The organism is Novosphingobium sp. AAP83, assembly GCF_001295795.1.
GTDB lineage: Bacteria > Pseudomonadota > Alphaproteobacteria > Sphingomonadales > Sphingomonadaceae > Novosphingobium.
Window position 1 is genome coordinate 137,851 of the sequence record NZ_LJHY01000002.1, and the last position, 26,800, is coordinate 164,650.

Here is a 26,800-nt window from a genome sequence, read left to right on the forward strand (position 1 = left end):
CACTTTTTCAATTTACCGTTACAGTTACAGCACGGCGGTTCTTCGCCCACGATTCTTCGTCAGATCCGATAGCCAGCGGACGTTCCTTGCCATAGCTCACCACCGAGATACGCGATGGATCGATGCCGAGGCTGGCCAGATAATTCTTTGCAGCGTTGGCACGGCGATCCCCCAATGCGATGTTGTAATCGCGGGTGCCACGTTCGTCAGCATGGCCTTCGATGGTGATCGACTTGGCTGGATAGCGGCCAAGCCACTGCGCCTGGCTTTGGAGGATGCCCTGATCGGAGGCATCAATGTTATACCGGTCCGTATCAAAGTTAATCATATCGGACATCACCGAAGCAAGGAAATCTGCCTGACTGCCAGGTACTGGCCCGGTCGGCTGTTGCATCGGTGGAGACGTGGGTTGGGTTGGCGCAGTGGTGCCGGGTTCAGGTGGCAATTCCTTCGGCGTCGTTGCGCAGGCACTAAGACCAAGCGTCACGGCGGCAAGGCCTGCGACCATTAGCGAACGGAACATGTTTTTCTCCTTGAGGAGGGAAGAATAAGAAAGACTTATCGTGGTGCCAACGCCGCCAATTGGCAAGAGCGGGACGCCGCCCTTTCATCATTTTACATTAGGGCAAAACTGGCCCCCATGATGGGTCAGAGCCATCGACGGGGGTATTCAGTTTCCGCTCGTTGCGTCCCGTAAGGTCCACCTGCCAGACACCGGTCTTGCCATTTCCGCGCTGGGTGCGGAAAAACTGCACGATGCGGCCATTGGGTGACCATGTTGGCGCTTCATCCTGCCAACTGTCTGTCAAGAAACGCATATCCCCACCTGACGGAGTGGTAACGGCAATGCGGAAATTGCCAGCAATATGCGTGAACGCAATTTGGTCCCCACGCGGCGACCATTCGGGTGTGGCGGCGCGACCGCCAAAAAAACTGATGCGTTTCTGGTTTGATCCATCGGCATTCATCACATAAATCTGCTGCCCGCCCGACCGGTCACTTTCGAACACGATCTTGCTGCCATCGGGCGAATACGAACCGCCAACATCCAACCCCGGCGAATCGGTAAGCTTGATCGATTCCCCGCCGTTCACCGAAATCCGGTAAATGTCGGTATTTCCGGCAATCGCCATCGAATAGAGGATCCACTTGCCATCGGGTGACCAGCGCGGCGAAAATGTGGGGTTATTGCTGGCGGTCACCAGCTTCTGCTTTCCGGTGCCAATGTTGTAGATATAAATACGCGGCGCACCGTTGATATAGCTCAGATAGACGATCTGGCTGTAATCGGGCGAATAGCGCGGGGTCAGCGCCGTGGCCTGACCATTGGTGATAAAACGGTGGTTCGCGCCATCAGAATCCATGATCGCCAATTGCTTGCGGCGGCGGTCTTTTGGTCCGGTTTCGGCGATATAGGCGATCTTGCTATCGAAGAACGGGCTTTCCCCCGAAAGCCGCGAATAGACCATATCGGCGCACTTGTGCGCCGCGCGCCGCCACTCCTCCGGTTTCACAACATAACCCTGCCGTGCCAGTTCGCTGCCCAGCGCCACGTCGTAAAGGTAGCATCCGACAGTCAGACGGCCATCGCCAGTGGCCTTCACAAAGCCCTGCACCAACATTTCAGCCGAACGCCCGCGCCAGCCATCAAAAGCAGGCGCAGAAACCTGCCCCAGATCGATAGCAGGCAGCGCATCGGGGCCAACCGGCTTGAACAAACCATTGTTTTTCAGATCGTTAAACACAACCCGCGCCACGTTGCGGCCCAATGCCTCGGTCGTTCCTCCTTCGGCAGCAGTGCTCACGCTGACATCGGTCGGGAAAGACGGGATCGCGATGCCAAGATCCTGCCACTCGTTCTCGTCGGAAACAGAACCGGTAAGCCCACCATCGTCAGGTGATGGCTGGGAGGCTGCAACCGATGGTGCTGCGGTTTGCTGGGCGGTGACCAATGCGGGCATTGATACAAGGCCTGCCAGCACAAGGAGACGGCGCATCTTCATTGGGACAACTTTCTGTCGAAGCGGAACGCGGCAATGCGCTTCCATCCGGAATAATACATATTAGGCAAATCAAACGGCGATGCCAATTGCACCGCACGGATGGCTTGTTCTGCATGACGCTTGGCCTGCGCCTCGTTTGCAGGGGTAATGCCTTGCTGGCTGACAACGCGCGGACGCCCGGCAAGTGTTCCATCTTCGTTGAGATCCCACGCCAGGATCGTCACCAGCTTATCCGTATCCACGCCCTGCGGAGCGGCCCAGCGTGGCTTGATCTGGCGCGAGATAGCACCAGCGAGCGAGGCCTTCACCTCGGGGCCGATTGCGGCGGCAGGCGGCGTTTTGGCCGTGCCGGGCGCAGTCGCGCCCGGCAAACCTTTGAGGAAGTCCGATCCCACCCGGCTGGCACCACTGGGCGCATCGGGACGGCGGCGCGGACTGGCATCTGCGGTTTTGGTTGCGGTCTTCGCTATTGCTGGTTTCGCAGTTGCGGGCTTTGCGGGGGCAGCTTTGGCAGCCGGCTTTGCGGCCGGCTTGGGCGGAACCGGACGCGCCGGTGCAGGCTGTGGCTTGGTCACAGGCTTCGGCGGTGCTGGCTTCGGCGGTGTTGGCTTTGGCGGTGTTGGCTTTGGCGGTGTTGGCTTTGGCGGTGTTGGCTTTGGTGGTTCAGGCCGAGGAGGCACGGGCGCAGGCTCCTCAACCGGCTCAGGTTCCGGCTGCGGCTCCCCTAGGTCAGGCGCGACATCGGGCGCGGCTTGCGCAGCGGGATCAGGTGATGTCGATTGAGCCGACACATCTTCCGAGAATGTCACTTCCATACGCTCGGGCGGCTGTTTGATTGTCTTTCCGGGCGGCGCGATGGTAAACGCGACGAGCAGCGCGACATGTGCCGCAGCGGCAATCGCCAGCCCGGCACCTTCCTGCCACGTCAATCCGCCTGCGGTGGGGTCTCGCATCTGTTCAGGCCTATTGCGGCGCGGATGAACTGTTGGTGACCAGCGAGATCGACTTGAACCCGGCTGCGTTCAATTCACCCATCACCGCCGCCACCCGGCCCCAATCCAGCACGCGGTCCGCCCGTAGCGTGACCAGCGGCGGCTTGGCACCGCGCTCCAACCCGGCAAGCCGGTCGGTCAATTCACCCGGCGCAAGCTGTTCGTCATCAAGGAACAACGCGCCTTGGGCGTCAATCGAGACCGTGATCTGGTCCTGTTCCTGATCCAGCGGATGGGCTTTGCTATCGGGCAGATCAACCGGCACGCCTGCGGCCAGCATCGGCGCTGTCACCATGAAAATGATCAGCAACACTAGCATCACGTCAACAAAAGGGGTGACGTTGATCTCGCTCATCGCAGCGCGACCGCCCCGCCCCCTTCTGCCTCGACCGCCTCCGCTGCCGCCAGAACCTACGGACATGGCCATAGCTCAGGACTCCAGTTCGCGGCTGAGCGAGGCGTGGAAACGGTCAGCAAAGCGATAGAGCCGCATTTCAAAGCGGTTCACGCGGTGCGAAAAGCGGTTGTATGCAATCACCGCAGGGATCGCGGCGAACAGACCGATGGCAGTGGCAAACAACGCTTCGGAGATCCCCGGCGCGACCACGGCCAGCGATGAGTTTTGCTGAGCGCCGATGTTGAAAAAGCTGTCCATGATGCCCCAAACGGTGCCGAACAACCCGACAAAGGGCGCAACCGAACCGACCGTGGCAAGGAAATTCAAGCGGCTGGCCAGTACATCGGATTCCGTCACGACCGCGCCTTCAAGCGCGCTGGTCAAGCGTTGACGCGTGCCTTCACGATCAACCGCTTTGCCCGATGTCGAACGCCGCCATTCCGCCAGCGCTGCGTTTACTAGCCGCGCAGAGGGCAAATCACGACCTTTGTTGTCCTTCTGGAACTGGTCAATATCGCGCGCTTCCCAGAATTCGCGCTCATACTTGTCGCAATTACGCTGCACGTGGCTCATTTTGAGCGAGAAGCTGATGATGATCGTCCACACCCAGACGCTCGCTAGAACCAGCCCCGCCATGACCGCTTGCACGACATAATCCGCGTCCAGAAACAATTGGACCGGGTTAAGCGATGTTGGCGCGAAGGAACCGCCTTGGCTTAGCAACTCGAACGTCATGGGGCTTCAGGTCCTTCAGCTTGGCTTAGAATAGTTTGAAAAGCGGCCACCCATTCGCGCGGCTGGCGACGCGGACGGCCGTTGGGCGCAACGAATGCTACCCGCACTTTCGCCTCGCACAAAAGCGTGTCGTCCCTGAACGCACGCTGCACGATGCGGCATGAAGCGGGGGAAAGTTCGGAAACGTGGCTGCGCAAAAGGACGGCATCGTCCAGCTTGGCCGGGCGCAGATACTTGAGATCAAGCGCGCTTACCGCATAGGCCCCCTCACCCGCCTCATGCGCGGCGCGCTGGTCAATTCCCAGCAGCCGCAGCATATCGGACCGGGCGCGTTCGAACCAGCGCAGGTAATTGGCATGATAGACCACGCCCGAAAGGTCCGTGTCCTCAAAGTAGACGCGGACGGGGAAAAGGTGCTGATCGCCGTCGAAACGGCCGGAAGGCGGTTCAGGTAAAGTCATTCGCCGCCGACTCTACCCTTGCGACGAGTCCAAGAGCAAGGGTTGGTTAACGCCTTGACTGTGCAACAATGCGTTTTAGCGCACCAACATCGGGCCAAGCGGCTTTCCGGCAAACAAATGCACGTGCAGATGCGGCACTTCCTGATGGCTGTCCGTCCCTGCATTGGCAAGCAAACGATAACCTAGCGCAACCAGCCCCATATCCCGCGCCACGGTACCCACAGCGCGCACGAACCCGGCGATTTCAGCATCGCTCGCCTTGGCCGAGAAATCGTCCCAGCAGACGTAAGCCCCTTTGGGAATTACCAGAACATGCGTTGGCGCTTGCGGATTGATATCGTGAAACGCCAGCGCGAATTCGTCTTGATAGACGGTCTTGTTCGGAATTTCCCCGCGCAAGATTTTGGCGAAGACATTCTGGTCATCATAAGGTTGGGTTGCATCAACGGCCATGATTCATTCGCTCCTGCTGGCTTTTTCGGCAATGCCCGAGATACCTTCGCGGCGCTGCAATTCTGCCAGCACTTCGGCCAAGGGCACATCCTTGGCCGATAGCAGCACCATCAGGTGGAAAATCAGGTCCGCTGCTTCGCCCACCAGTTCGGCACGGTCACCGGTAAGCGCGGCGATCACCGTCTCTGTGCCCTCCTCGCCCACTTTCTGCGCGATCTTTGCGATGCCTTTGGCGTTAAGCTTTGCTACATAGCTGGCGGCGGGATCGCCCAAGCGTCGCTGCGCAATCGTGGCTTCAAGCCGGGCGAGAATGTCGCCATGTCCGGTAGCGTGTTCCATGGAAGGGTGCATGGATGGGACAAGCGCGCTGGTCAAGCCGTTCGGGCGCACATTCACCAACGCAAAACGCCCACAATTGGCGCCTATTTGCGCTTCCGCGCCACTTGTCTGCCCACAATCAACCCCACAACGCCAAGCGCGAAGAGCGCTCCGTCACTGGGTTCTGGAATGGAAACGCCAACAGATTGGGCCACCGCCGGGGCGGCAACGGCAAAGGCGACAAGAGGGGCAAGCGAAATACGAAGCACGCGGGGCGACCTGTTCTGCCAAACCTTCATGGTTCGAACGCCCATTTGCCAGAACAGGCGATACGCGTTAACCCCTTAACTTTAATGGTTAATGACCCATTACGGGACGCGCGGCGCTTAGGAACGCGCAGGCAATCCCGCAGCGCGCAGCGCCGCATGAGCCTCGGCAATTGAGTGCGTGCCGAAATGGAAGATCGAAGCCGCCAACACGGCGCTGGCATGGCCTTGCGTGACCCCTGCCACAAGGTGGTCAAGCGTGCCGACGCCTCCACTTGCGATTACCGGAACCGGCACAGCATCAGCAATTGCGCGCGTTAATTCAAGGTCATAGCCCTTTTGCGTGCCATCGCCATCCATCGAGGTGACGAGCAGTTCGCCCGCGCCCAGCTCAGCGAGCTTCACCGCATGGGCCAGCGCATCGATGCCGGTGCCCTTGCGCCCGCCGTGGGTGAAGATTTCCCACTTGCCCGGAGCAACCCGCCGCGCATCGACCGAACCAACCACGCATTGCGCGCCGAATTTCTCGGCAATATCGCGCACCAGTTCAGGCCGCGCGACCGCAGCGGAATTAACCGCGACCTTATCGGCCCCTGCCAACAGGAGCGCCCGGGCATCTTCGACTGCTCGAACCCCGCCGCCAACGGTCAGCGGCATAAAGCAAACCTCGGCGGTGCGCGCGACGACATCCAATAGCGTGCCGCGCCCTTCGTGCGTGGCGGAGATATCGAGGAAGCATAGCTCATCAGCGCCCGCCTTGTCATAGGCCCGCGCCTGCTCAACCGGATCGCCCGCATCACGCAAGTCGACGAAGTTCACGCCCTTGACCACGCGGCCATCGCGAACATCAAGGCAAGGGATGACGCGGACGCGGACGGTCATATCAGGCCTCCGCCATCGCAATCGCAGCGGCCAGATCGAGGCGCCCTTCAAACAACGCGCGGCCCGTAATCACGCCCTCGATGCCATCGACCTCGTGAATCTTGAGCATGCGGATGTCGTCGATGCCTTTAACGCCGCCACTGGCGATCACGGGGATGTCCACCCGCCGCGCCAAGTCTACCGTGGCGTCAATATTCACGCCCCTAAGCAAGCCATCGCGGCCGATGTCGGTGAACAGCAGGCTGGCAACGCCTGCATCCTCGAACCGGCGGGCAAGATCAACTACCGAAACGTCGGAAACATCAGCCCAGCCCTCGGTGGCGACCATGCCGTCGCGGGCGTCCACCGCGACGACGATGCCGCCCGGGAATTCCTTGGCCATATCCTTGACGAACTGCGGGTCTTTCAGGGCAGCCGTGCCCATGACCACGCGCGCCACGCCAAGATCGAACCAGCCTGCAACCGCCTCACGCGTGCGGATGCCGCCGCCCAACTGGACGTGGCCTGGAAATGCCTTGAGGATGCCCTCAACCGCTTCACGGTTCTCGGCGCGGCCCGCGAATGAGCCATCGAGATCAACGACGTGAAGGAATTGCGAACCAGCGTTTGCGAACAGCGTTGCCTGATGGGCAGGATCGTCGCCGTAAACGGTCGCGCGATCCATGTCTCCTTCGGCGAGGCGGACGACCTGGCCAGCTTTCAGGTCAATGGCAGGGAATACGATCATGGACCGCGCGCCTAGCACTGCTTTTGCCGTGCGGGAAGTGCGAAGCAGGCAGTGCCTTGGACCAAAAACCGGATTTATGTGTTTTGCTGAAGCTCGTTGTAAAACTGCTGGAGCATTTCTTCTACCGATAAAAACCCTTTTTCGGTGAGATATAGCCAGAATCTACGACTATCCTTCGCGTCTCTATCACGACATATCAAATCATCTTTTTTCAATAGATCGATATGCCGAAGAACAGTCGTCAGAGGCATATTTGTCATAGATGCAATATCAGTTACAGAAATTTTAGTATTTTGGCTTTGCATTATATACATTTCGATCATCATTGACCAAAATGGACTGCACGGCGAATAACCTGGAAGAATTTTTTCTCGGAACGCTATGTTCGACCGAAAGGATACCGCCAGTCGAAAAAGTTCATTTTTCTGCAACGAAATCGGATAAGTCACGGATGACTTTTCCATTTTTATCTTATACTGAATGAGCTCGATAACTTCGGATAATTTTGTTGTTAAAATTTCGTCCATTTTTCAGTTCCAAAAACAGTCGCCTTGCACAGCTCAATAATGAAAGCCCAACCTCTCACGACATTGGGTAGCGGTTCGCCGAAAAGCTTTGCCGCCCATATCACGCACATTCTGGTGGGCGATTGCGGGCAACAAAACTTTGCGCGATTGCCTGAATTTTTCCGTGCCGCACAACAAGAGCGTAAACCGCAGCAGCGCCGGATGGCCGTTCAACAAGACAAGCCCTTCGGGCAAACATCTTCCACAACTTAAAGCCCATCGAGAACCTTGCTGACCATGACATTTACAGTGACGCGGCGATTTTTTGCTTTACCATCGACGGTGTCATTGCTTGCAGCCGGATTAGCCGCAGCCAACCCGGTGGGGGTCAGCATGCGATAAGGCTTCCAGCCACAGACCTGCTGGAGATAATTGACGACGCGCGCAGCACGCGCTTCGCTCAAACGCTGGTTCAACTCCTCGTTACCAGTAGAATCCGTGTAGCCGACTACAAGCATCAAGGAGTTTTCGATCGCTGCCGCCTGGTTGGCCGTGTCACAAAGATCAGACTTCGCTTGGCTCGAGATAACGGATTTTCCGACATCGAACGCAACATTCATGCTGCTTTTGATAGAATACTTATCGATGTTGGCCATGCGTCCGCGCAGCGCTTCAGTGGCGGCTGCGTGTTCGGAAAAACGTTGGGCAGTACCGTTGTGGACAATTTGCGCAGTCTTCAGATCTTCACTCTTAAGATCAATCTTGTTAGCAACCAAATCATTGCCGAATTGCAGAGTTTTTACACGGACGGGCAAACCGTTAAGCAGCGAACTTGCTGCTAACTTGGTACGCTTCAGACCCAGAGGGCCAGCGCTCGCTTCAATCAAGGTGGCATCGTTGATGCTGATTATCGATTTTGTTCCGTCCGCGCTCGTTACCTCTATTTTGCTGCTTCGGCGCGCGGAAATTACGCCTTCGACCCTTGCCCCTTGAATTGCCATCACAGGTGCAGATGTATCGGTCACTCTGCCAGTAAGCCCGTCGGCTGGAAGTTCCTGCGCCATCAGTGTGACGCCGCACGGGGTCGCCAGCAAGGCCAAGGTTAGCAAAGCCCGGGGCCCCCTTAGAATGACCTTCATGACGCTCTCCTGTTATATTGATTTCACCTGATGAATTCCCATAAAGCCTCACCAAGGGAATGTAAATATTGTGATATTTTTTGATTAAATAACTGAAATTTTAAAAAACCACGAAGCGAAATAGCCAGAATGGCTACCTGCATGGGCATTGATTGCCACAAAGCTCCGCACCACGCTTTCCGCAATTCTAAGTGGGGTAGAAAGCAATTTATGCCAGTTCGTGTATAGCAAAACTGCGCACGTTCGAGGGCTTTTGATGTCGTGCCCGCGCTTAACATGCCAGCAATATAGCTCGGCCCCATCCTTCCCCATCGGACGGGGAAAGGCTGATAGGCAAGATTTGCACGGCGAAACTGTCAGGAGAATTGATCCCTACGTCCCCAAAAAAACCGCATAAGGCCGGTTTTCCAACACAGGAAAGTTCAAAGATACACCTCTGACCGAAGTTTAGACTGCCCGGAACACTCGCTAGCAGACCAGATTTGGACGCAGCGTAAAAAGCCAATTCAGACTCAGAAAGATAAGGACTGGCTTCAGATTATCGCGAACTTGGACTACAGTTTGAGACGGAAACTGGCAGAAAGAGGTTCCCAAAGGAGTTAACGCAATTTGCCTTGCTTCAGCGTCTCTGCGCTCACCAAACATTAAAGCTGATACACACAGCTACTACTCTTGAAAACCGCTCCCGCTTTCGCGCTTGCTACGCAAAAATCAGGCAATCGGCCGAGCACTCTTATCACCTGCCTGCAATTAAACCGCTCAAGGGCTAGCGGGAGCTCCACCGCCACCAAGTGCACCAGCCAGGCCGCCCGCAAGACCTACAGGAATCGCCAAAAGCCACGGAGACATTCCACCGCCCTTGCCCTTGTTCGGAACTGCCTTCGCAAAATACTGGCAGCGCAGATCTTCCCGGTTAGCTGGCTTTTCGCAGTATTTGCGCAAAGCAGCTTTATCATCTTCGTTCATCATGCGCACGGGAGCATCATAACGCTTTGTCTTAGCACCATTGGCCGGCTGAGCAGCTGCGAACGCGCTTGCTGACGACAAAGACACTGCCAAGACTGCACAAGCAATCGAAAAAACCAATGAACGCATGTTAACGCACCCTTTTATGATCCTTCGTCACTACATCATCAAATCGATCAACACAAGATTTTTCGCCAACACCCTCTATTCCAGCGTCAAAAATCAAAAAAACTGTGACATCGTGTGATGCCGCACCCGCCACTGCATGAAAGCACTCAAAATGTCAGCTTAGGGTAAGCGCTCCATGGATAATGCCTCCAACACGAACCATGCGCTATCCAGTCCTTCAGCAAGGAGTAGTCATCCCCGTGAGAGGCTGGCCGAAAAAGAAGTTTGCAATATCGGTGACATGTGATTCAGCCGTGGTTGCGAGGCTACGACGTAGCGGCACATATGGACCGATACTACCCAACGGCAGTATGCCAGAGCAGACTTGCTTTTTCCCAGCGATTTGACGGGCGCGGAGTGGGAAATCCTTGCGCCCTTGCTGCCACCGGACCTGTTCCCGCCAATAACCACGGTGCAGCATTATCTCTACCGCTGGAGCGCGATAGGTGTGTGGAAGTCGATCAGTCACGCGCTGCTACTGATGGCTCGCGAAGCGGCGGGTCGGGAGGCGTCACCCAGCGCGGGCGTCATTAACAGCTAAAGCGTGAAAACGACGGGAAGTGGTGGCCCATAAGGCTTTGACGCGGGCAAGAACATCAAAGGCCACAAGCACTCCCTCCTATCAGAAAGATCAAGGTGAGCCATAAACCGATAACAAGAACGGAAATGTTATAAGGTCTGCTAATCCGATGCCGAGCCAAACCGTCCGCACTTTCGCTCATCGCGAACCGAAGCCTGTAACAATCGTGCGAATGGTGAGCAAAACGATCAAAAAATCGAGCCACACCGAGCAATGCTTGATATAGTAAAAATCATATTCAAGCTTTTGCCGGGCTGCATCTCCGTGTGCGACATTTCCCTGATGGACTGCTGCCCACCCTGTGATGCCCGGACGCACCGAGTGCCGGTATACATAAAAAGGTATTTCTCTGGCGTATTGATCAGCCAAGATCACCGATTCTGGACGCGGCCCGATCAAGCTCATGTCGCCGCGTAACACATTGTACAATTGCGGAAGCTCATCAATGCGAAGCTTGCGGATGAGCTTGCCCACACGCGTTACCCGGTGATCATTTTCGGTTGTAAAAGCAGGACCATCGACATCGCAACGCATGGAGCGCAGTTTGTAACAAACAAAACGCCTGCCGCGATATCCTACACGCTGTTGACGATACAAAGCGCCGCCAGGGCTTTCGATCTTGATGGCCAAGCCCACTATGATGAGCACCGGTAGCGCCATCAAAAGCGCCGGAACAACGACCACGAGATCGGCCAATCGCTTTCCGCGGACCAGCGGACGCGAGGGCAGCATGTAGCCAAAATTTTCGACAGGGTGATTGTCGAGGCTAACGGTGCCAGTGACCATTTCACGAAAGTAGTCTTGCCGGTAAACCGGGATGCCTTGCAACACAGCCTTCTGCAAAACCTGCTCTGTTATGTGATCTTCCGGGCGATGCTTATCGAACACAACTGCCACAACGTCGATCAACTCTGCCCGCTCAACGATCGCTGATACCCAATTGATCCGGACACGCCTGAGTGCAGATTTTTCGGGCAAATAGCCAATGTACCCCACGCGCGGCCGACCTGCGCGCCGACGCGCAGATGCCACGATGAGATACCACCCCATACCACCTAGAAAGCTCAGGGCGACTGTTGAGATGCCAACTTTAACGCCGAGTATGGTTGCACCTGCTATTGCAGCGGCATATGCCGAAAAGAAGGACGGGAATATAAGTGCACGGTCAGTGGTAAGAGCCAGCGCGCCAACGTTCCGAAGCATGATGTGCGCGAAAATTGCAGCAACAAAAACTACGATTATCGTCGGAAGCAACTCACGGTCATGATCTTCCGCGAAGATGTTTTCGATGTCTGTTGCCGCGAGCACCAAAAGCGGCACACCAACACCCACAATCAAGAGGCCGCCGAGCGTAAACCGGTTGGTGCGCAATATGCGCCCCCAACGATCTCCGAATCTGACCTTCGAGTGCAATTTCATCTGGGCGAATGGTGTATACATGTTCATCGCACAGCACCTTGCAATCGCAAACGGGTCGACCCAGGTGCCAGCACAAGGCGCAATGGTGCCAGGATCATCCCAGGACAACCGGCTCAAGCGCGCTTGCATCAACCTGCAACGAAACAGGCTGGCCTAAGATTTCGAGAAGGACATGGATCCGTCCGCGCTCATCAAGCTGTTCAATCGTGGCAATACGATCGGCAAACGCTGTGGAAATGAATTTAACTTCCATGCCCGGCTTCAGAGCGGTCATGAGGCTATCAATCACACCTGAGCTACAGCGCGCAAAAATTGCCGCCATCACATCGGGAGCCACAGATTTGGGGGTCCCGCTGCCTGTGCCGATCAGGTGCCGCACACCTCGTGTCGAGTTTATGCTGCGCCAAGGGTATTGCACCGGTTCCGCTTGCACAAATATGTAACCGGGAAATACCGGTGCCAACACCTCAACAACACGGCCCGCGCGCCGACGTTGTTTGCGAAACCTGGGAACAAAGGCGCCAAAACCCTGGACTTGGAGTTGCCCTTGCGCAAGCGCCTCCTTTTGAGGCTGCGTGGTTGCGACAAACCATTTATCAAATCGCAGGCTAGGCGAGGCTGGCCGCTCGGGGCTTGCATGTCGGTTATCCGGCAGATCATCGCCTGATATACGCCTTATTGGAAACTCGGTTTCTCGCACAAAAATCCCTGAAAATGGCCAAACTGGACACCGCAAAGCGCCGCCCGCAAATTAATGATCTCTTCTGAGTTTATCAAATCCAACGCGTCTTTTTTGCACGATTCACTCGGAACAAAATAGATTATTTTTGATAATGCGCAATATATTATCACATCATATCATCTATGCAAATGCACGCTTCGAAGCACAAGCGCCTCGCCCGATTGCCGCCACACATGGCCTGAGCACCGTTCTGACGGCGGAACAGATTGCGCCCGCCACCGAAAATCATTTGTCCGTGATGTCCATCGTAAGCAGATAGCCAAACCCTTGCGCAGCACGGAAGGGTGATGTCAGATTTGTACCGCGTACAATCTTGCGGCGCAGGCGGGATATTGCTGCATCCAGATTCCGGTTGTCGGCGCTTTCGGTTACTTCGCTCGCTGCGGCAAGGTCAGCGCGCGAAACAAGCTTTCCGCCAGCTGCGCGCAGGCATTCGATGATACGCACTTCAGTGCGCGTTAGCTGAAACACGCCGCCATCGGGCGTGTGGAGTTGGCTGGCATCGGCTGATATTTGCCAGGCTCTGGACGGCTGCGCGGCTGTGGCGAGTGTGCGCCGCCAGATTGATTTGATCGCATAGTACATCTGATCAAACCGCGCAGGCTTTGCGATAAACATGTCCGCCCCGGCGGTCAGCGCGGAGTTGAAAGCATCGGGACCAAGACGGCTGCTTATGGCCAGAATGCCGACGTTGCTGCCTGCGCGGACCAGCGCGATGAGATCTACCCCATCATGGCCAGGCAATTCCAGCGCGATTACAAAAAAGTCATATGTTGCAAACGGCCCAGCCTTCATCATCTCTTCCGCCGAACCAAACAGGGCGGATGTGCAGCCCTGGGCTTCAAGATAGGGCGCAAGGAAGGCGACGAAATCGGCATCGTTATCAACGATGCAAAGACTTCGCGGAAAACTATCCGGGTCGTTCATCATGATAAGTCCGATTTTGCCCGCGCTTGGCGTGTCCCGAACGAAAGCTGGGAGCGGTTTTGAAAGGTGCCCGGAAAAACGAAAGACCGCCGCGCTTCGCGGGCGCGGCGGTCCTGGACCAGAGCGTGCTCGATATCCCAGCGGGGGTTGGGAAGAGGTCCAACGGCCGAAGCGGGGTTGCCTTCGGAACGTCTCGTCGCGTTGCCCGGCCTTCCCCCCGCCGAGACGGGGAGGAAGACCGGGCTTACGGGGCTTAGTTACGAAGCAACGTGCTGGTCACGCTGTTGCCGATCGCAGTGGCAGTAACACTGCCGCCACCGACCGAGAACATGCTTGCAGCGATGTTGCCGGTGGCATTGATGCCGCCGCCAGCCATCTGCGAAGCCGCCGATGCAAGCACCGAACCGGTATTGGTCTGGCTGTTGCCAAGCGCAGCCGAAGATACGCCGGTGTTCAGCGCCGTCAGCGTCATGCTGTTGGTGGCCGAGTTGGCATAAGCCACGGCAGATGCGGTGTTGTTAGACACTGCAACCTTCGAAGCATTCAGCGCAGCACCATCACCCTGTGTGAACGAGGTACCATAGGTGACGTTGGTGGTTGCGTAGACGTTAGCCGTGTTGCCCTGCTTGTTCAGCATTGCATAGGTCGCATCAATCGCATTGGTGCCATCACTGTTGAGCGCGAGATCGGTAGCAGTTGCACCCAGCCCGGTTGAGCTCAACGTAGTAGCATTCAGCGTATTGACGGCATTGTTGGCGCCAGCGCGCGATGCTGCGCTGTTATTGGCCAAGTTCACCGTGCTGCCGTTCAGCGCATAAGCTGCGCCAGATGCGTCCTCTGCCACAACCTGGACAACTGCGTTGACGTAGGAGTTAGCAATGGACGAGTTCGACTGGGCGTTGATAACCCCGCCCGATGCCGCCAGCGAGGTTGCACCATTCAGGATCGCAGCATTCGTGGCAGTGTTAGAAACTGCTTCGGAAATGGTGCTGTTGCCGTTCAATGCAATAGTTGAACCACTAACATTGCTGCCAGTGTCCGTCACAAAGTTTGCGGCAGTGGTACTGTCGGCGCTTGAGTAAACACCACTTGTCGATGCTTGCTGGTTAACAACCGCGAAGCTGGCATCAGCCGTGTTGAGCGAAGCAGTCGTAGCAAGTACTGCATCGTCTGCACCGGTTCCAACCAAATTGGCTGAAGACGCATTCAACACGTTCGTGGCTGTGTTTCCGTTTGCCAGCGAGCGCGTCGCGTTGTTGTTCAGCGATACGGTGCTGTCAACTACGCCCGTGCCGCTGCCGCTTGTGGTAGTGTTCACACGGTAAGTACCAACTGCAGAGTCTGTAACAAATGCGTTGTTAGTCTGCCCGTTCAGGACGCCACCGGTTGATGAAACCTCGCCGGTTCCCGCCAGTGTCACCGTATTAAAGGCCACGTTGCCATCGGTTTCGCTCTGCGTCGCGTTGCCACTCAGAGTTACGGTTGAACCCGTAACTGCCACAGCGCCGCTATCAGCCGTCAAGTTTGCCAAGATCTGAGCGTTGGCCACACCTTCGATAAGTGCGTCAGAGGTTTGCCGATTGACCGCCGTAAAGCTGCCAGCCGCCGCCAGCGTAGTGTCTGCCGAAAGAGCGGCTTCTGCCCCGCCTGTACCTGACAGATTGAGCGACGAAGCACTGACCGTATTGGTTACCGTATTGGCAGCAGTACGGGTTTGTGTTGCGTTGCCCGAAAGCGTCAGCGTGCTGCTGTCAACAGCATCAAGCCCATCGGTTGCATCCGCATTGGCAATCAACTGTACCGTGTTGAAGCCGACCGCAGAAACCATCCGGTCACTGGTTTGGCTGTTGCTCACACCACCCGATGCAGCCACATCCGTTGCACCCGATACGGTCAGGGCGTTGGATGCAACGTTGCCATCGCTTTCAGTGCGACGAACATTGTTGTTAAGAGCAACAGTTGAACCGTTCACGGCATCTGCCAAAGCCCCGCCAGCCAGATACGCGCTGGTGGTATTAGAACCACTGGAGTTTATGGCTGCCGAATTGATCTGCTCATTGAGAACCGTGAATGTCGCATCTGCTACTTGCGTCGAGCTCGTAGCCGAAAGTGAACCATCAGTACCCGCTGCTGTCGCATTCAGGTCAGACGCCGTCGCGGTAAGCGCATTGCCCACCACGTTGCCGCTGGCCAATGATACAGTGCCGTTGTTCGAAAGCGTCACCGTGCTGTCACCAGCGCCAGCAGCAGTACCCGTACCAACCACGTTGAGAAGCGTGTTGTTCGTAGCTTGGGCAGTTGCACTGGAGCCATTCGTCTGCTTACTGATCACCCCACCCGATGCATCGAGTGTGGTTGAGCCGGTAAGCGCAACCTGATTGACAGCATTGTTGATGTTCACATCAGCGCTGGCAAGGTTGCGGTTCATTTCAACCAAACCGGACTGGATGCCATCAGTCGTGAACGGTGCCGTAACCGTGCGGCTGGTGGTGGCGTCTTGCGCTGCAAAGCTATCCGCATTGCGGACATTGATCGTTGCAGTCGCTTTTGCCGAACCGGTTGCGGTTTGCACGTTGTTTGCAACAAAGTCTGCCGTGGCATTGACCGGGTTACCAGTCGTTACCGTGGTCAGAACGGCATCGGTATCTACACCGCTGCCGGTCAACGTCGAGGCTGTTGCCACAACGGTGTTCGTCACGGAATTGACACCAGTGCTTGCTGCACTGCTGTTGCTGTTCAACCGGATCGTTGAATCGGTCGATGCGACAGGCGCATAGATTGATGTGGTTGAAGTGGCCTCAAGCGTGCTTGAACCGGTTTTGTTTTGCGAAGACAAAAGCGCCGCAGTGGAATCAATCGCATTGCCCGAAAGCGCAATCGAATTTGATGCCGTGCTGCCGTTGACTTCGGCCAGTTGTGCGTTGTTCGATACCGACAAGGCGCTGGTATCAACATTGCTGCTGATCAGATCGTCTGTACGCGTTTCGGTAAAGATACCGAAGGCGCTGGTTGCAGTGCTGGTCTCCGCGTTTGAAACAACCTGGTTGTTTACCAGTGCGTTATCAGCAGTGGCACCAAGCGTTGTCGTCGCAACAGTCGATGGATCAGCCGCACCATCAGTGACCGAACCGCCCGGATTGATCGATGTTGCATTCACCGAAATACGGTTGGTGGCAATGTTGCCATTAGCCGTACCGGTCAAGGCATTGCCATCCACGCTCAGCGTGCTACCCGTGATGTCTTCAGCAACCGACAACGCAACGCCCGCAGCAGGGAGTTCATAGGTCGTCGCGATGGTTGAAAACGCTGTGCTGACACCTGCACCGGTGAGACTTGCGTAGTCACTTACCGTTGCTGCTGAGCCGATAGCGCTTTTCAGATAAGCACCACCCGAGAGCGTCCAACCACCTTCTTCCAGCGCAAGAATCTGACCAGCAGACAGGCCAGCGGCCGAAACCGAATAATCGCCCGCAGTGATGACGTTGTTCACGTTATCATGCGCGCCACCTACCAGCGTTTGCGTAAGCGAAAAGCTGCTCGATGCAGTACCGGTCGTCGTCGTTGCTGCGCCGCCGATCGTTGTGGCAATCACACCCGCCTGGCTCTGATAGTTGGTCACCGCCGTGGTGGTGGCAAGATCAGTACCCGTCAGCGAAATGCTGTTTGCACCCGCAGCGGTGGTGTTGCCAGTGGCAACGGCCGTTTGCGTGTTGCTGTTTGAACGCACGGTCGAACCCGTAACATCGGCACCAAGCGTAGTGAGAACGCCCGAACCCAATGTGCCGAGCGTGTCGGCCAACGAAGCATTCACTGTGCTCTGCGCATCAATGGTCTGGCTGTTGCCAACTGCAAATGCAGCAGCGGCAGTGGCAAGGCCTGCGGCGGTAACCGTAGCTGAACCATCAATCCCGCCAGACGTATCGATCGAACCAACCGATGCAACAATGGCGTTGCTGCCCTTGTTGGCCATGGCTTCAGCCGTAACCGCATTGCCCGAAGTGGTAATCGTTGTTGACGCAACATTGCCGCCCACGTTGGTGCGGGCCGAAGTGTCGTTTTCGCCAAATGCCCGAGCTGTCAGCGTGTAATCGGCAACGTTCTGTGAAGAACCGATTGCTGCAACCGTGGTGTCCGAACTGGCAGTGTTCGAAACACTGTTGGCGCTGAGGGTGGTGGTGTTGGTCACATCGTTACCGCGAACAGCAGCGACCCCGACGTTGCCATCGTTCTTGAGCGTGGAACCGGTTACCGCACCGCTTACGCCGACGCTGAAGCCGTTGTTGTCAAACGTGTTTGTGGCGGTAATGGTGCTAGGCGTTGTTGTATTGCCGACCAGATCTTGATTGGAACCGGTGACATATGCGCCAAGCACAGCAGCATCGCCGCTGGTGATTGATGCCGAACCGACGATGGCAGGCAATACAACATTGTTGCCCGTAACCGACTGGGTGTTGGTGCCTGTGTTGGCAACGGCAATCGCGCGTTCGGTGTTGCCCGAAAGCTCGACCGTGCTGTTGGTGACCGTTGAACCAGCGGTGATGCCTGCCCCTGCATTGGTCAACGCGGTAAGCGTGGCTTCCGTGTTCGTCTGCTGGTTGCTGATGGCAGTGGTTGCCGCCACATTGTTGACAGTCGAGTTCAGCGTGTTGGTTGCGTTGTTCAACAGCGCAACGCTTTCCTGCGCATTGGCAGATTCGCGCAGCGTTGAACCGCTAACCGCGCCGGTTGCTGTAATGTCAAACGTCGAGGTGTTCGAAGCAGTCAACGTACCGTTGGTGTTGGCCTGTGCCACACCGATGGCCGTTTCCGCAGCCACCACACCAGCAGCATCGACGCTGGCAGATGTCTGGCCAACTGTCGTATCCGCGTTGCTAAGCGAATTGGTAACGGTCAGCGTTGCTTCGTTGGCGGTGGCAGTGGCCGAGGTCACGTTGCGGCTTGCAGCAGACGTGCCAACCGTGATCGTTGTGTCGGTGACTGTACCGGTCGCATTTACGCCTGCGGAACCATCATTTTCCGAAATTGTGGCGCTAATGGTCGCAGAAGACCCCGTTTGTACCACACCAACCAACGATTGTGCGGATTCCTGAGTGATGGATTGAGCAGTAGCAACACCACCGCCCATAGTTGTTAGCACAGCCGTTGCTGAACTAATCAGCAAACTGTTGCGCATTTTGGATATCTTAGACATGAATTCCCCTGTTCTGGAAGATAAAGGCACTTCACTTCATTAAATCCAAGCAGCACAAAGTTGCCTGAATTATCGTTTGATGGATTAATTTACTTGCACTCTTGCAAGATATTGCAATCCAGCACCGATTCTTTGCATGGTTGAATCATTCTTGATTGGTCGCCATGTAACTTTTGTTGTCTCCGGCGCTACGCCCCGCAAACTGAGAAGCGCGTTAAGCACCGCAAGTCGTTGTTCTAAAAGGCTATCCCGCTTGGCCGGGTCCCAGTTCTCGGTATCGCGCGAGACGATGGTGATCACGACGGAGCCCTTGGCCGCCTCGGCCGCGATCTGATCCAGCACCGTCTGCATCGGTCCAATGATCGAGACATCGCCAAATTCGAACAGCACCTGGAAGTTTGCGCCGATGTTTGACGCGCGCGAAGGCGAGCTAACCAAAGCATTGAGATAAGGCGCATTTTCGACAACAGCGGTACCGCCCAACACGGTCATCGGGCGTCCGACCAGCGGCTTTGGCGGCCACACTTGCAAGAACTGCCCCCGCATCTCTTCTGCCGATTGATCGGGAATGCGGCGGGTGACCACGTCCAAGCAGGGTTCGGGATCAACCCCGGTTGCAGCGCCCACCAACCTTAACGTCGCCTCTTCCAGCGCCGCGCGAATCCCAAGTTGCAGGGGCTCCTGCCCTTTGGCACCAAGGTTCACGTCAAAAAGGCTTTTGCCAAAGAAGCGAAACACGTTGATGCCCACTTCATAACCCGCAAATTGCTTGGTCAAGCTGACGGTCTTTTCCACCATCAGCGTACGCGCATTGACGATCCGCAGATCGACCGCGATGCTCTGGTTGAACACACGGCTTTTCGCGCCGATGTTATCCACGCCAAGCTCGGCCCCGCCCGAACGGATGTTATAGTTCACCTCAGTAATGCCGCCGATGATGTAAAAATCGGTTTGCGCGATAGTTCCGCCGAAATAGGGCACCCATGGCACCCGCTGGCCGCTCACATCATGGGCACGGCCATCGCCCAACTGGCGGCGGTCCATATAACCCAATTCCCGCTCGGCGATGGCGGAATCGAAGCGCTCGGCAATCCGGACAACACCATTAAGCTTTCCAAGCGCAGAGTAGACCATCAGCGAACCACCCTGCGTCACCGCATTGCCTTCATTGATGGAATACTTGCCGGTGAAGTCCTTGATGTCGCCAACGCTAATCACCGGCGAACCCGCGGCATTGGACTTCCGCATCGCCGTCAGATGATCGGCAAAGCAGGCAATCGCGCCTTCCATAGGTGTGCGATTATTGCGCACCATAGCCCCGATTGGCGTTGGAACCTCGCCCTCGGCAAGACGCTGGCTGGGAATGCGTCCCACATTTAACATAGAACACGCGGAGACCAGCGGGATCAGCGCAAGCGTTACTGCTGCCCTGCCAAACCACGACACGGCACGCACCCGCTCAGGCGCTTTGGGCGTAAAACGGTACATAGGGCTTAACATCCGCATCAGTTCATCGACGCGAAGTTGCAGCCGTTCGCGCCGCTGACGGATGCGCTCTGCGTGCCGGAGTTGGTCTGAGCCGAATTAAGTGCTTGATAATTTTCTGTATTGCCCACCACACTGGAAGTGTCGCCTTGGGCCGTGGCACCAACTTGGCCGGTGTTCGAAAGATCGGCAACAATGCCGTTCGAGCCGCTGCTTGCCAAGCGGTTGGCAAGGTTGGAGGCTGACCACGCGACACCTTCAGAACCGGTATTGCCGATCAATCCGAACGTATCGATGGCGCTGCCCGACCCGTCCTGCACCTGAGATACCGCTTCATTGGCCTTTGCAACTGCGCCGTTGCCCGTGGTTGCAGGCCCGGAAGTGGCGACAGTGCTTGTGCCAAGGTTGCCGCTTGCACTGGCTGAAACACTGCAATTGAATTGCTTATCTATGATGTTTGTGATGTTTGGCGCAGCATAGTAGTCGTTGGCTTTCTTTTGACGCATGTCCTCAAGATAGCCACGATTGACTTTATCGATAGATGTGTTGAACTGCCAAGCAACGTTCTCACCAACACCGTTAGCAACAACATTCTGAGAAAAAATCAAGTTATTGATAACAAATAATAGACTTGCTCTACCAATCATCATATTTTTCAATTTATTCATAATATCCCCTGAGTTTCCCCATTGCGAATGCAAATGGTTTTTCAAAGCGCAATTGAGTGATTTTTATTGGAACCCCAAATTAAGATTCCGAACCCGCGAAGTTTCTCTCAATAGGCTTTAAATCATATATTTGAGTGTATTTTCCAAAATAAGAAAAAACGTTCATTCACAAATTTCCCAAAACCTTTACTTTACGCGCAGATTTACATTCCTCGAATTGATTATTCGAAGATAGTTGACCGTCATGGGGTTATGCTTGGACGCTATTCGCAGGCGCAGCCTACGAGAGGAAATCAAATTCCCTCTTTTCGTCATGGATCTTCATTAAAATCTGCCTTGTTCAAATTTATTTGCCGTCATTATCCATCATATTATCATAGGTCAATCATAATTATCATTAAATTCATTTCTAAATTATCATTATTATATCATATATGATCAAAATCTTCGTTACAAGAGTGAGGGGGCTTTTTGGGCGCATCATAATGAACAAGCGCCACCATCGCAGCACCGCGCACTGGAAACAGCGATCAGTGCTTATAAGCTGATCTAGCCGTTTGACCGATTGAGCCCGACCTTAGCGGGTATGCACGACAATGAGTCGCGTCGCGGCAGACAGCCGATGCGCCGTGTATCTTAATTGAGGGGCTGAATCGTGCATTGCGATGACAGAAGTTGCTTATCTGCCAATCAACCAACCCGGCCAGACGTCCAAGCCGCGCACAACATGCGCGGCAGCTAAGGTGCGAAGCGCCATTCAGAGACCGACACCCTATCGCACATAACGTAAACAGGATCTGTCGTGAGACTTCGAGAGATTGAAATGGGGTCTACGCCTAAAAATCACTCTAATTCAGCGTGCAGCAGCACCGCGTGATCGGGAAATCTTGGCTGGCTTTGCATTTTCAGCAGCCCGCCTCGTGTCTTGATCAACCTTGCGATCAATCCAGGTTTTGTTTGCAAGCTCACGCCGTTCTCGTGAATAATTCTCGGCAACCATGGGATAATCAGGCGTTAATCCGAACTTGCGACGATAGTCGTCTGGCGAGAGGCCGTGCCGCGCAAGATGCCGACGAAGGGCCTTATAGGGCTTTCCATCGATCAGGGAGATGATGTGATCTTTAGACGCCAACGACTCTGCCGGATCAACATAAGGTGGAACTTCCGCCCGACCGCCGCCCCCGCCGATACCCTGCGATAGCTGGTCGATCATTTCATGAACAGCTTTCAGGAAAGCCGCTACATCTGCATGATCTGCGCGCGTGTTGGGATTGGCGAGCCAGGCAACAGCCAATTCGCTGGCGAGGTCGATTTTTTTCTCAAGCTGAAAATCACTCATACCGACCTCTATACACCAGAAATAAGCGCGGGATAGCCTTATAGTTTATTCTGATAAACTATCTGATCCCACAGAACAAGTACCGCCAGGAAGAGTGCATCGCAAAGCTTGTTGATTTCGCGAAGCGTCGGGCGAAGCAGAAACTTGTGATGACGCCTTTGCGCTAATCAGGCGGCTGACTTTGAACGTTGGACAAACGCAACACCCCCCAAGCACAATGGCAGCGGTCTGTTTCAAACTCGGCAAACTGGGTTGTGTTGGAAAAATCGTTACGAGACGCTGGAATCGCTTCCAATTAGTTCATCTAGAAGGTTGTTTGGCGAGGGAGGCCGCTTTCGCGCGCGCCTCTCCGCCGAATATGTTCGCCATTCCGAAAAACCAAAGATGAAATAAACGGGACTGTCCCCGGGGGCGCCGGACCAACCCGGTAACGGAGCCAAGCGCTGTTGTCAGGTTGCCAGATTGATTAGCGCTTTCAGCCCAAGCACGATAGCGGTCCATAAAAATGCAGAAAGGCCGCCAATGATCAACAGCCGGGTGCGCAAACGAAACTTTGCTATGCCGTCGCTATCAGGAATTTCCTGCTCGAATTCAACAGCTCTGCGAAAATCATCCTGACAATCGCCAAGCAGTTTCGTCAATGAACCAACCCCGCCTCATCGGCGATCACACCAACTTCTTCCAACAAGCTGTCAAGGCACTCGCTGAGCCGGATAGCTGGCATTTGGCTGGAGCATTGATCCAGGTATTCAAGGCAACTGATCAAAGCCTCAACCAACTGTCTTTTCGACGATATTTCGAGCATGTCTTTGCGCCTAATGAGTCGCCGTTTTTTAGCGCCTCCAGCCAGCAAAAACATAGCCCATCAGGCTATGGCGATAAGCCCAAAAAAGATTTTTTTGTCGATCAACTTTACGGGACCTGAAAGATCACATTTTAGTGTTTATGGGTGATACCGAAGAGGAATTTTATAAAGTCCAGATATAATACAGACGTTTATAGTATTAACAAAACACATTATGAATATTATGCAAAAACATCATATACCCCTAGTTTAATCTCGATATAACAACCATCATGGCAACCTCCGGTCTGAACAATGCTCCTATCCGTAGCTGTATTGCTACCCTGAAACCGGCGGATCAATCCTATAATGATCTCATATTTGGTTTAGGTCAGGAAGGTTATGACATCGTCGCCTTTGACCGCACTGCAGGTGCGATAGAATGCAGCGCCACGCACCTTCAAAGCTGTTCATGCCGACATTTCATACAAGTTTCACGCGAAAGAAACGTGACTTTGGTCCTCTACAGCATCGAACCGCGATACCTGTTCTTCACACTTTGCCGCCATCGGAATGTACAGTCAAAAGCGCAGCTATTTGCAGCTATCGTCCGGCGATCCATAATGGGCGTGAGCAGGCACCCTAACCCATCGTGATGGTTAGCCGCGACACCATTGCCAAAAAATTCACTGGCCAAGGCTTTGCCAGCTGAATTCGCTATCAGGCCTGAGTCAAAACGGCCTCGAAACAAGGGTCACCCAGCATCTTGTGCGTGCCATTCGCGACGCACAAAAGCGGTTCGATTGCCTTGGTCACGGTTAGGCCGGTTATGTCCGAAACAAAGGCATCAAGCCCGTGCAACATTGCTCCGCCACCAGTCAAAACGATGCCGTTGGTAAAAATGTCGGCTGCCAGTTCTGGGGGCGTGCCTTCCAGAGCATTGCGAACGCCATCAGCAATCGCACTCACCACTTCGCTCATCGCATCGTAGAGTTCGGCCTCACACAATTCGATCGTGCTTGGCAGGCCACCGACAACCTTGAGTCCGCGCACGGCGAACCTTGCGCCGACACCATCAGAGGGCATGATCGCCGCTCCGTACGCGATCTTGATTTGCTCCGCCGTAATCTCGCCAATCACCAGATTATAATTGCGACGGATGTAATTTGTGATTGCTTCATCAAGCTTGTCGCCGCCAAACCGCAAGGACAGTGAATACACCAGCCCCCCCATCGACAACACGCCAACTTCAGTCGTACCTCCACCTATATCGACAACCATTGATCCTTCGGGCTTGTCTCGCAACAGCCCTGCGCCAACCGCGGCTGCAAGTGGCTCACTGACCATTCGAACATCGGCTGCGCCAGCATTAATCGTCGCATCGCGTATGGCGCGCCGTTCAACCGAAGTTGCACCTGAGGGAACACATACGATGACGTTTGGCGAACGAAAGCGGGGCTCATCCCCTAAGGCCATCTCGATAAACCGCTTGAGCATTTCTTCGGCAACTTCGATATCCGCGACGACACCATCACGCAGCGGGCGGACCACCGTTATCCCGGTTGGTGCGCGGCCAAGCATACGCTTTGCCTCGTGACCGACAGCAATGATTTTACTTATTCCCGCAGTAGTTTCGATTGCAACGATTGAAGGTTCATTCAGCAAAACACCGCTACCGCCATAAACCACGGTGTTCGCCGTCCCCAGATCAATGGCCAGGCTTTTTCGGCCAATAGCATTGAGCCTACTTAAAATAGACATCTGCCGCCCCGATCATTTGATTATCTGCCGCATTTGTTCGTCCGCGGACATGGATCGCTCCGTCAACGGCACCGCGTTTCCCAAAGAAGACGTTATCACAAGTCACGTCCCCTTTTATGTGCCCAAGAAGATAGACATCGCCCGAAGCAACAAGCGACCCTTCTATAATCAAGTCACCGGCAATAACCGTAGCGCAGTGTGAATTCACGCTAGATACTCTGAAATTTCTGCCGCGTCTAATAAGACCACGCACGAAATATTCGCGAAGCCTTGAAACGTATTTATACATCAAATGAAACCTAAGGATTTAATTCTTGGCGGTGCGGCTGTCTGAACGCTGAACCACTTCAAGTTGGCTGGTATAAAACGCTGTCTCGTTGCGCTGGGCAGAGAGCTCCTTTTCAAGTTCAAAGACTCTCGCGCTCAAGGATTCGATCGTTTCGTGAGAAAGTGCGTTTTGCTTCTCGGTCTGTGCCGTTAAGTGCTGAAGCTCGCCTTCCAGCCGCTTCACATCGGCTTCACGCTCGTACAAGGTTTGCGTTACTGCCTCCAACCGCGCCGTCATCGTCGCGCGTGATTGATCAAGTTGAGATTTTGCCGCGACGGTAGAATCGAGCTTAGCCGTCAGCCGGACAACTTTGGTTTCAAGACGACCGATTGTGATATCAGACTGCTTGTTCTGATCATCAAGCTTGCGAACCTGGCTGATCAAACGCTCGTTGTTTTCAAGCGTTTCCCCATGCACTTCCTCCAGCGTCTTAACTTGAGCTTGCGCACCATCAATCTCCGCCCTGAGCTGATTGATCGTAAGTTCCCGACCTTTCTTTTCTTGCTGGGTCTGCTGGAAAATCCGAGTCATCTCGGCCCGAGCATGAATTGCCTCCTGCTCCTTCTGCTGACTGTAGAGAACAGCTGATTCTTTTTCCTGGAACACCAGATCAAAGCGCTCAGCCAGACCAATTAATTCGTCCGCTTTCTGCTGCAATGCGCTTTCAAGACCTTCACAGCGATTGGACAACAGGACCGCCCTATTGTTCGCATCATTGTATTTTGAGGTTAATTCGGCGACGCGCACACCGTAAGTATCAACAGCGTCCTGCAAAGAAGCTGCCTCAAGGCGCAGGCTTTCGATCTCGTCCTGTGCAAGGCCAAGAGAAGCGCCATTACGCGTCAACTGATCTTCGGTCTCGCGTTTGGCAACACTCAGAAGATGATGCCGGTGCTCAAGCGCTTCAAAATCGGTACGCGCGCGCTCGTAGTTGCGACGAACATCCTCAATCTCGGTCCGCAAGCCGACCAGCTCGCCATGCGCTGCTTCGTAGAGCTCTGTTTTTTCTGCCAACCGGGTCTGGGCATGATCGCGGTCTTGTCGGATCGAGGAATATGACAACGCCAGCTTGCGATGATCTTCGAAGCTTTTGTTCAAATCAGTCTTCAGAGCTGCCATTTGCTCAGCCAACGACTGAAGGCCCACCAAACCCTGATAAATACCAGTCATTGCAAAATCGATAGATTGCTGATTCTCGCCCAGCATCTCGAATGCGCCGATATCGCGAGAATGAATTGCAGTCCCACTCCGCTGATCAGCTAGCTTAACTGGCGCCAAATACAGCTCATCCGCAGCGGCTTCATCGCCAGCAGAATTGCGGCGCGAGAAGAGACTCATGATCGTGGCCATTGCCAGCTCCCTACAAAATGCCAGGCCGGGAGATCATCGAGCAGACCCCATCAAAGACCATCGTTTAATCCCACCATCATCAGGAACCGGCGAGATAGTCAATACATGTCGAACTTATATCTGTAAAATATCATAAATTTGTCAAAAATCAAAAATCTAGTAATGGGCAACCCTAGCCACAATTCAATGAGCCGGTGGCCTGGTGCAAACCAT

The 26,800-nt window shown here is 54.9% G+C and carries 24 protein-coding genes and 1 pseudogene; 2 read left to right on the forward strand and 23 right to left on the reverse strand.

Annotated features, from left to right (window positions below; all coding sequences use genetic code 11):
* Positions 1 to 7: 7 nt before the first annotated feature.
* The 13 genes from pal to IP81_RS01595 all read right to left on the reverse strand — a co-directional run bounded on the left by pal (position 8) and on the right by IP81_RS01595 (position 9,974).
* A complete protein-coding gene (pal, locus tag IP81_RS01525; protein WP_054106201.1) occupies positions 8 to 523 on the reverse strand; it encodes a peptidoglycan-associated lipoprotein Pal in 516 nt (171 codons plus the stop codon).
* A 97-nt stretch (positions 524 to 620) separates the two neighbouring features.
* Entirely contained in the window at positions 621 to 2,003 is a 1,383-nt protein-coding gene (gene tolB / locus IP81_RS01530) for a Tol-Pal system beta propeller repeat protein TolB (RefSeq protein WP_054106202.1), read from the reverse strand.
* On the reverse strand, positions 2,000 to 2,956 hold the full coding sequence (locus IP81_RS01535; RefSeq protein ID WP_054106203.1) for a hypothetical protein: 957 nt from the start codon (positions 2,954 to 2,956) through the stop codon (positions 2,000 to 2,002). Before IP81_RS01535 ends, tolB begins: the two co-directional genes overlap by 4 nt.
* 10 nt (positions 2,957 to 2,966) lie before the next feature.
* Positions 2,967 to 3,422, reverse strand: coding sequence for an ExbD/TolR family protein (locus IP81_RS01540; RefSeq protein ID WP_197274479.1), 456 nt, complete (start codon positions 3,420 to 3,422; stop codon positions 2,967 to 2,969).
* 3 nt (positions 3,423 to 3,425) lie between these two features.
* On the reverse strand, positions 3,426 to 4,127 hold the full coding sequence (gene tolQ / locus IP81_RS01545; RefSeq protein ID WP_054106204.1) for a protein TolQ: 702 nt from the start codon (positions 4,125 to 4,127) through the stop codon (positions 3,426 to 3,428).
* Positions 4,124 to 4,588 carry a YbgC/FadM family acyl-CoA thioesterase gene (locus IP81_RS01550; RefSeq protein WP_054106205.1) on the reverse strand — a complete coding sequence of 155 codons (465 nt, stop codon included), beginning with the start codon at positions 4,586 to 4,588 and terminating at the stop codon, positions 4,124 to 4,126. Before IP81_RS01550 ends, tolQ begins: the two co-directional genes overlap by 4 nt.
* A 75-nt stretch (positions 4,589 to 4,663) precedes the next feature.
* On the reverse strand, positions 4,664 to 5,041 hold the full coding sequence (locus IP81_RS01555; protein WP_054106206.1) for an HIT domain-containing protein: 378 nt from the start codon (positions 5,039 to 5,041) through the stop codon (positions 4,664 to 4,666).
* 3 nt (positions 5,042 to 5,044) lie between these two features.
* Entirely contained in the window at positions 5,045 to 5,380 is a 336-nt protein-coding gene (locus tag IP81_RS01560; RefSeq protein WP_054106267.1) for a phosphoribosyl-ATP diphosphatase, read from the reverse strand.
* A 365-nt stretch (positions 5,381 to 5,745) separates the two neighbouring features.
* Positions 5,746 to 6,507, reverse strand: a complete 762-nt coding sequence (gene hisF / locus IP81_RS01570) for an imidazole glycerol phosphate synthase subunit HisF (RefSeq protein WP_054106208.1) — start codon at positions 6,505 to 6,507, stop codon at positions 5,746 to 5,748.
* A gap of 1 nt (position 6,508) precedes the next feature.
* Positions 6,509 to 7,234: a 1-(5-phosphoribosyl)-5-[(5-phosphoribosylamino)methylideneamino]imidazole-4-carboxamide isomerase gene (gene hisA / locus IP81_RS01575; RefSeq protein ID WP_054106209.1), complete on the reverse strand. Its 726-nt coding sequence runs from the start codon at positions 7,232 to 7,234 to the stop codon at positions 6,509 to 6,511.
* A gap of 74 nt (positions 7,235 to 7,308) precedes the next feature.
* Positions 7,309 to 7,761, reverse strand: a complete 453-nt coding sequence (locus IP81_RS01580) for a MarR family winged helix-turn-helix transcriptional regulator (RefSeq protein WP_054106210.1) — start codon at positions 7,759 to 7,761, stop codon at positions 7,309 to 7,311.
* A gap of 248 nt (positions 7,762 to 8,009) precedes the next feature.
* Positions 8,010 to 8,879: an OmpA family protein gene (locus IP81_RS01590; protein WP_054106212.1), complete on the reverse strand. Its 870-nt coding sequence runs from the start codon at positions 8,877 to 8,879 to the stop codon at positions 8,010 to 8,012.
* Between the two features lie 759 nt (positions 8,880 to 9,638).
* Entirely contained in the window at positions 9,639 to 9,974 is a 336-nt protein-coding gene (locus IP81_RS01595; RefSeq protein ID WP_054106213.1) for a hypothetical protein, read from the reverse strand.
* Between the two features lie 322 nt (positions 9,975 to 10,296).
* Between IP81_RS01595 and IP81_RS01600 the strand changes: the two are divergent.
* Positions 10,297 to 10,584: pseudogene (locus IP81_RS01600) on the forward strand (IS5/IS1182 family transposase); the annotation flags it as partial.
* Positions 10,585 to 10,731: 147 nt separating this feature from the next.
* On the opposite strand, the gene IP81_RS01605 reads toward IP81_RS01600, so the two are convergent.
* The 8 genes from IP81_RS01605 to IP81_RS01645 form a co-directional block, all read right to left on the reverse strand.
* Positions 10,732 to 12,039 (reverse strand): sugar transferase, encoded by a 1,308-nt coding sequence (locus IP81_RS01605; RefSeq protein WP_197274480.1) that lies wholly within the window; start codon positions 12,037 to 12,039, stop codon positions 10,732 to 10,734.
* 67 nt (positions 12,040 to 12,106) lie between these two features.
* Entirely contained in the window at positions 12,107 to 12,712 is a 606-nt protein-coding gene (locus tag IP81_RS19500; RefSeq protein ID WP_197274481.1) for a transcription termination/antitermination protein NusG, read from the reverse strand.
* 267 nt (positions 12,713 to 12,979) lie between these two features.
* The gene (locus tag IP81_RS01620) at positions 12,980 to 13,684 is read right to left on the reverse strand and encodes a response regulator transcription factor (RefSeq protein ID WP_054106218.1); all 705 of its coding nucleotides are present in this window, start codon (positions 13,682 to 13,684) and stop codon (positions 12,980 to 12,982) included.
* 250 nt (positions 13,685 to 13,934) lie between these two features.
* The gene (locus IP81_RS01625) at positions 13,935 to 18,854 is read right to left on the reverse strand and encodes an S-layer family protein (protein ID WP_197274482.1); all 4,920 of its coding nucleotides are present in this window, start codon (positions 18,852 to 18,854) and stop codon (positions 13,935 to 13,937) included.
* A gap of 102 nt (positions 18,855 to 18,956) precedes the next feature.
* Positions 18,957 to 20,360: a CsgG/HfaB family protein gene (locus IP81_RS01630; protein ID WP_054106220.1), complete on the reverse strand. Its 1,404-nt coding sequence runs from the start codon at positions 20,358 to 20,360 to the stop codon at positions 18,957 to 18,959.
* Positions 20,361 to 20,377: 17 nt separating this feature from the next.
* Complete coding sequence (locus tag IP81_RS01635; RefSeq protein WP_157573032.1) at positions 20,378 to 21,025, reverse strand: hypothetical protein; 648 nt, start codon at positions 21,023 to 21,025, stop codon at positions 20,378 to 20,380.
* A gap of 853 nt (positions 21,026 to 21,878) precedes the next feature.
* A complete protein-coding gene (locus IP81_RS01640; RefSeq protein WP_054106222.1) occupies positions 21,879 to 22,364 on the reverse strand; it encodes a MucR family transcriptional regulator in 486 nt (161 codons plus the stop codon).
* A 449-nt stretch (positions 22,365 to 22,813) separates the two neighbouring features.
* The gene (locus tag IP81_RS01645; RefSeq protein ID WP_054106223.1) at positions 22,814 to 23,005 is read right to left on the reverse strand and encodes a hypothetical protein; all 192 of its coding nucleotides are present in this window, start codon (positions 23,003 to 23,005) and stop codon (positions 22,814 to 22,816) included.
* Between IP81_RS01645 and IP81_RS01650 the strand changes: the two genes are divergently transcribed.
* Positions 23,005 to 23,289 (forward strand): hypothetical protein, encoded by a 285-nt coding sequence (locus IP81_RS01650; protein WP_054106224.1) that lies wholly within the window; start codon positions 23,005 to 23,007, stop codon positions 23,287 to 23,289. The genes IP81_RS01645 and IP81_RS01650 overlap by 1 nt on opposite strands.
* Before the next feature lie 579 nt (positions 23,290 to 23,868).
* On the opposite strand, the gene IP81_RS01655 is transcribed toward IP81_RS01650, so the two are convergent.
* Positions 23,869 to 24,909 (reverse strand): rod shape-determining protein, encoded by a 1,041-nt coding sequence (locus IP81_RS01655; protein ID WP_054106225.1) that lies wholly within the window; start codon positions 24,907 to 24,909, stop codon positions 23,869 to 23,871.
* Between the two features lie 307 nt (positions 24,910 to 25,216).
* Entirely contained in the window at positions 25,217 to 26,587 is a 1,371-nt protein-coding gene (locus tag IP81_RS01660; protein WP_054106226.1) for a hypothetical protein, read from the reverse strand.
* Positions 26,588 to 26,800 lie beyond the last annotated feature (213 nt).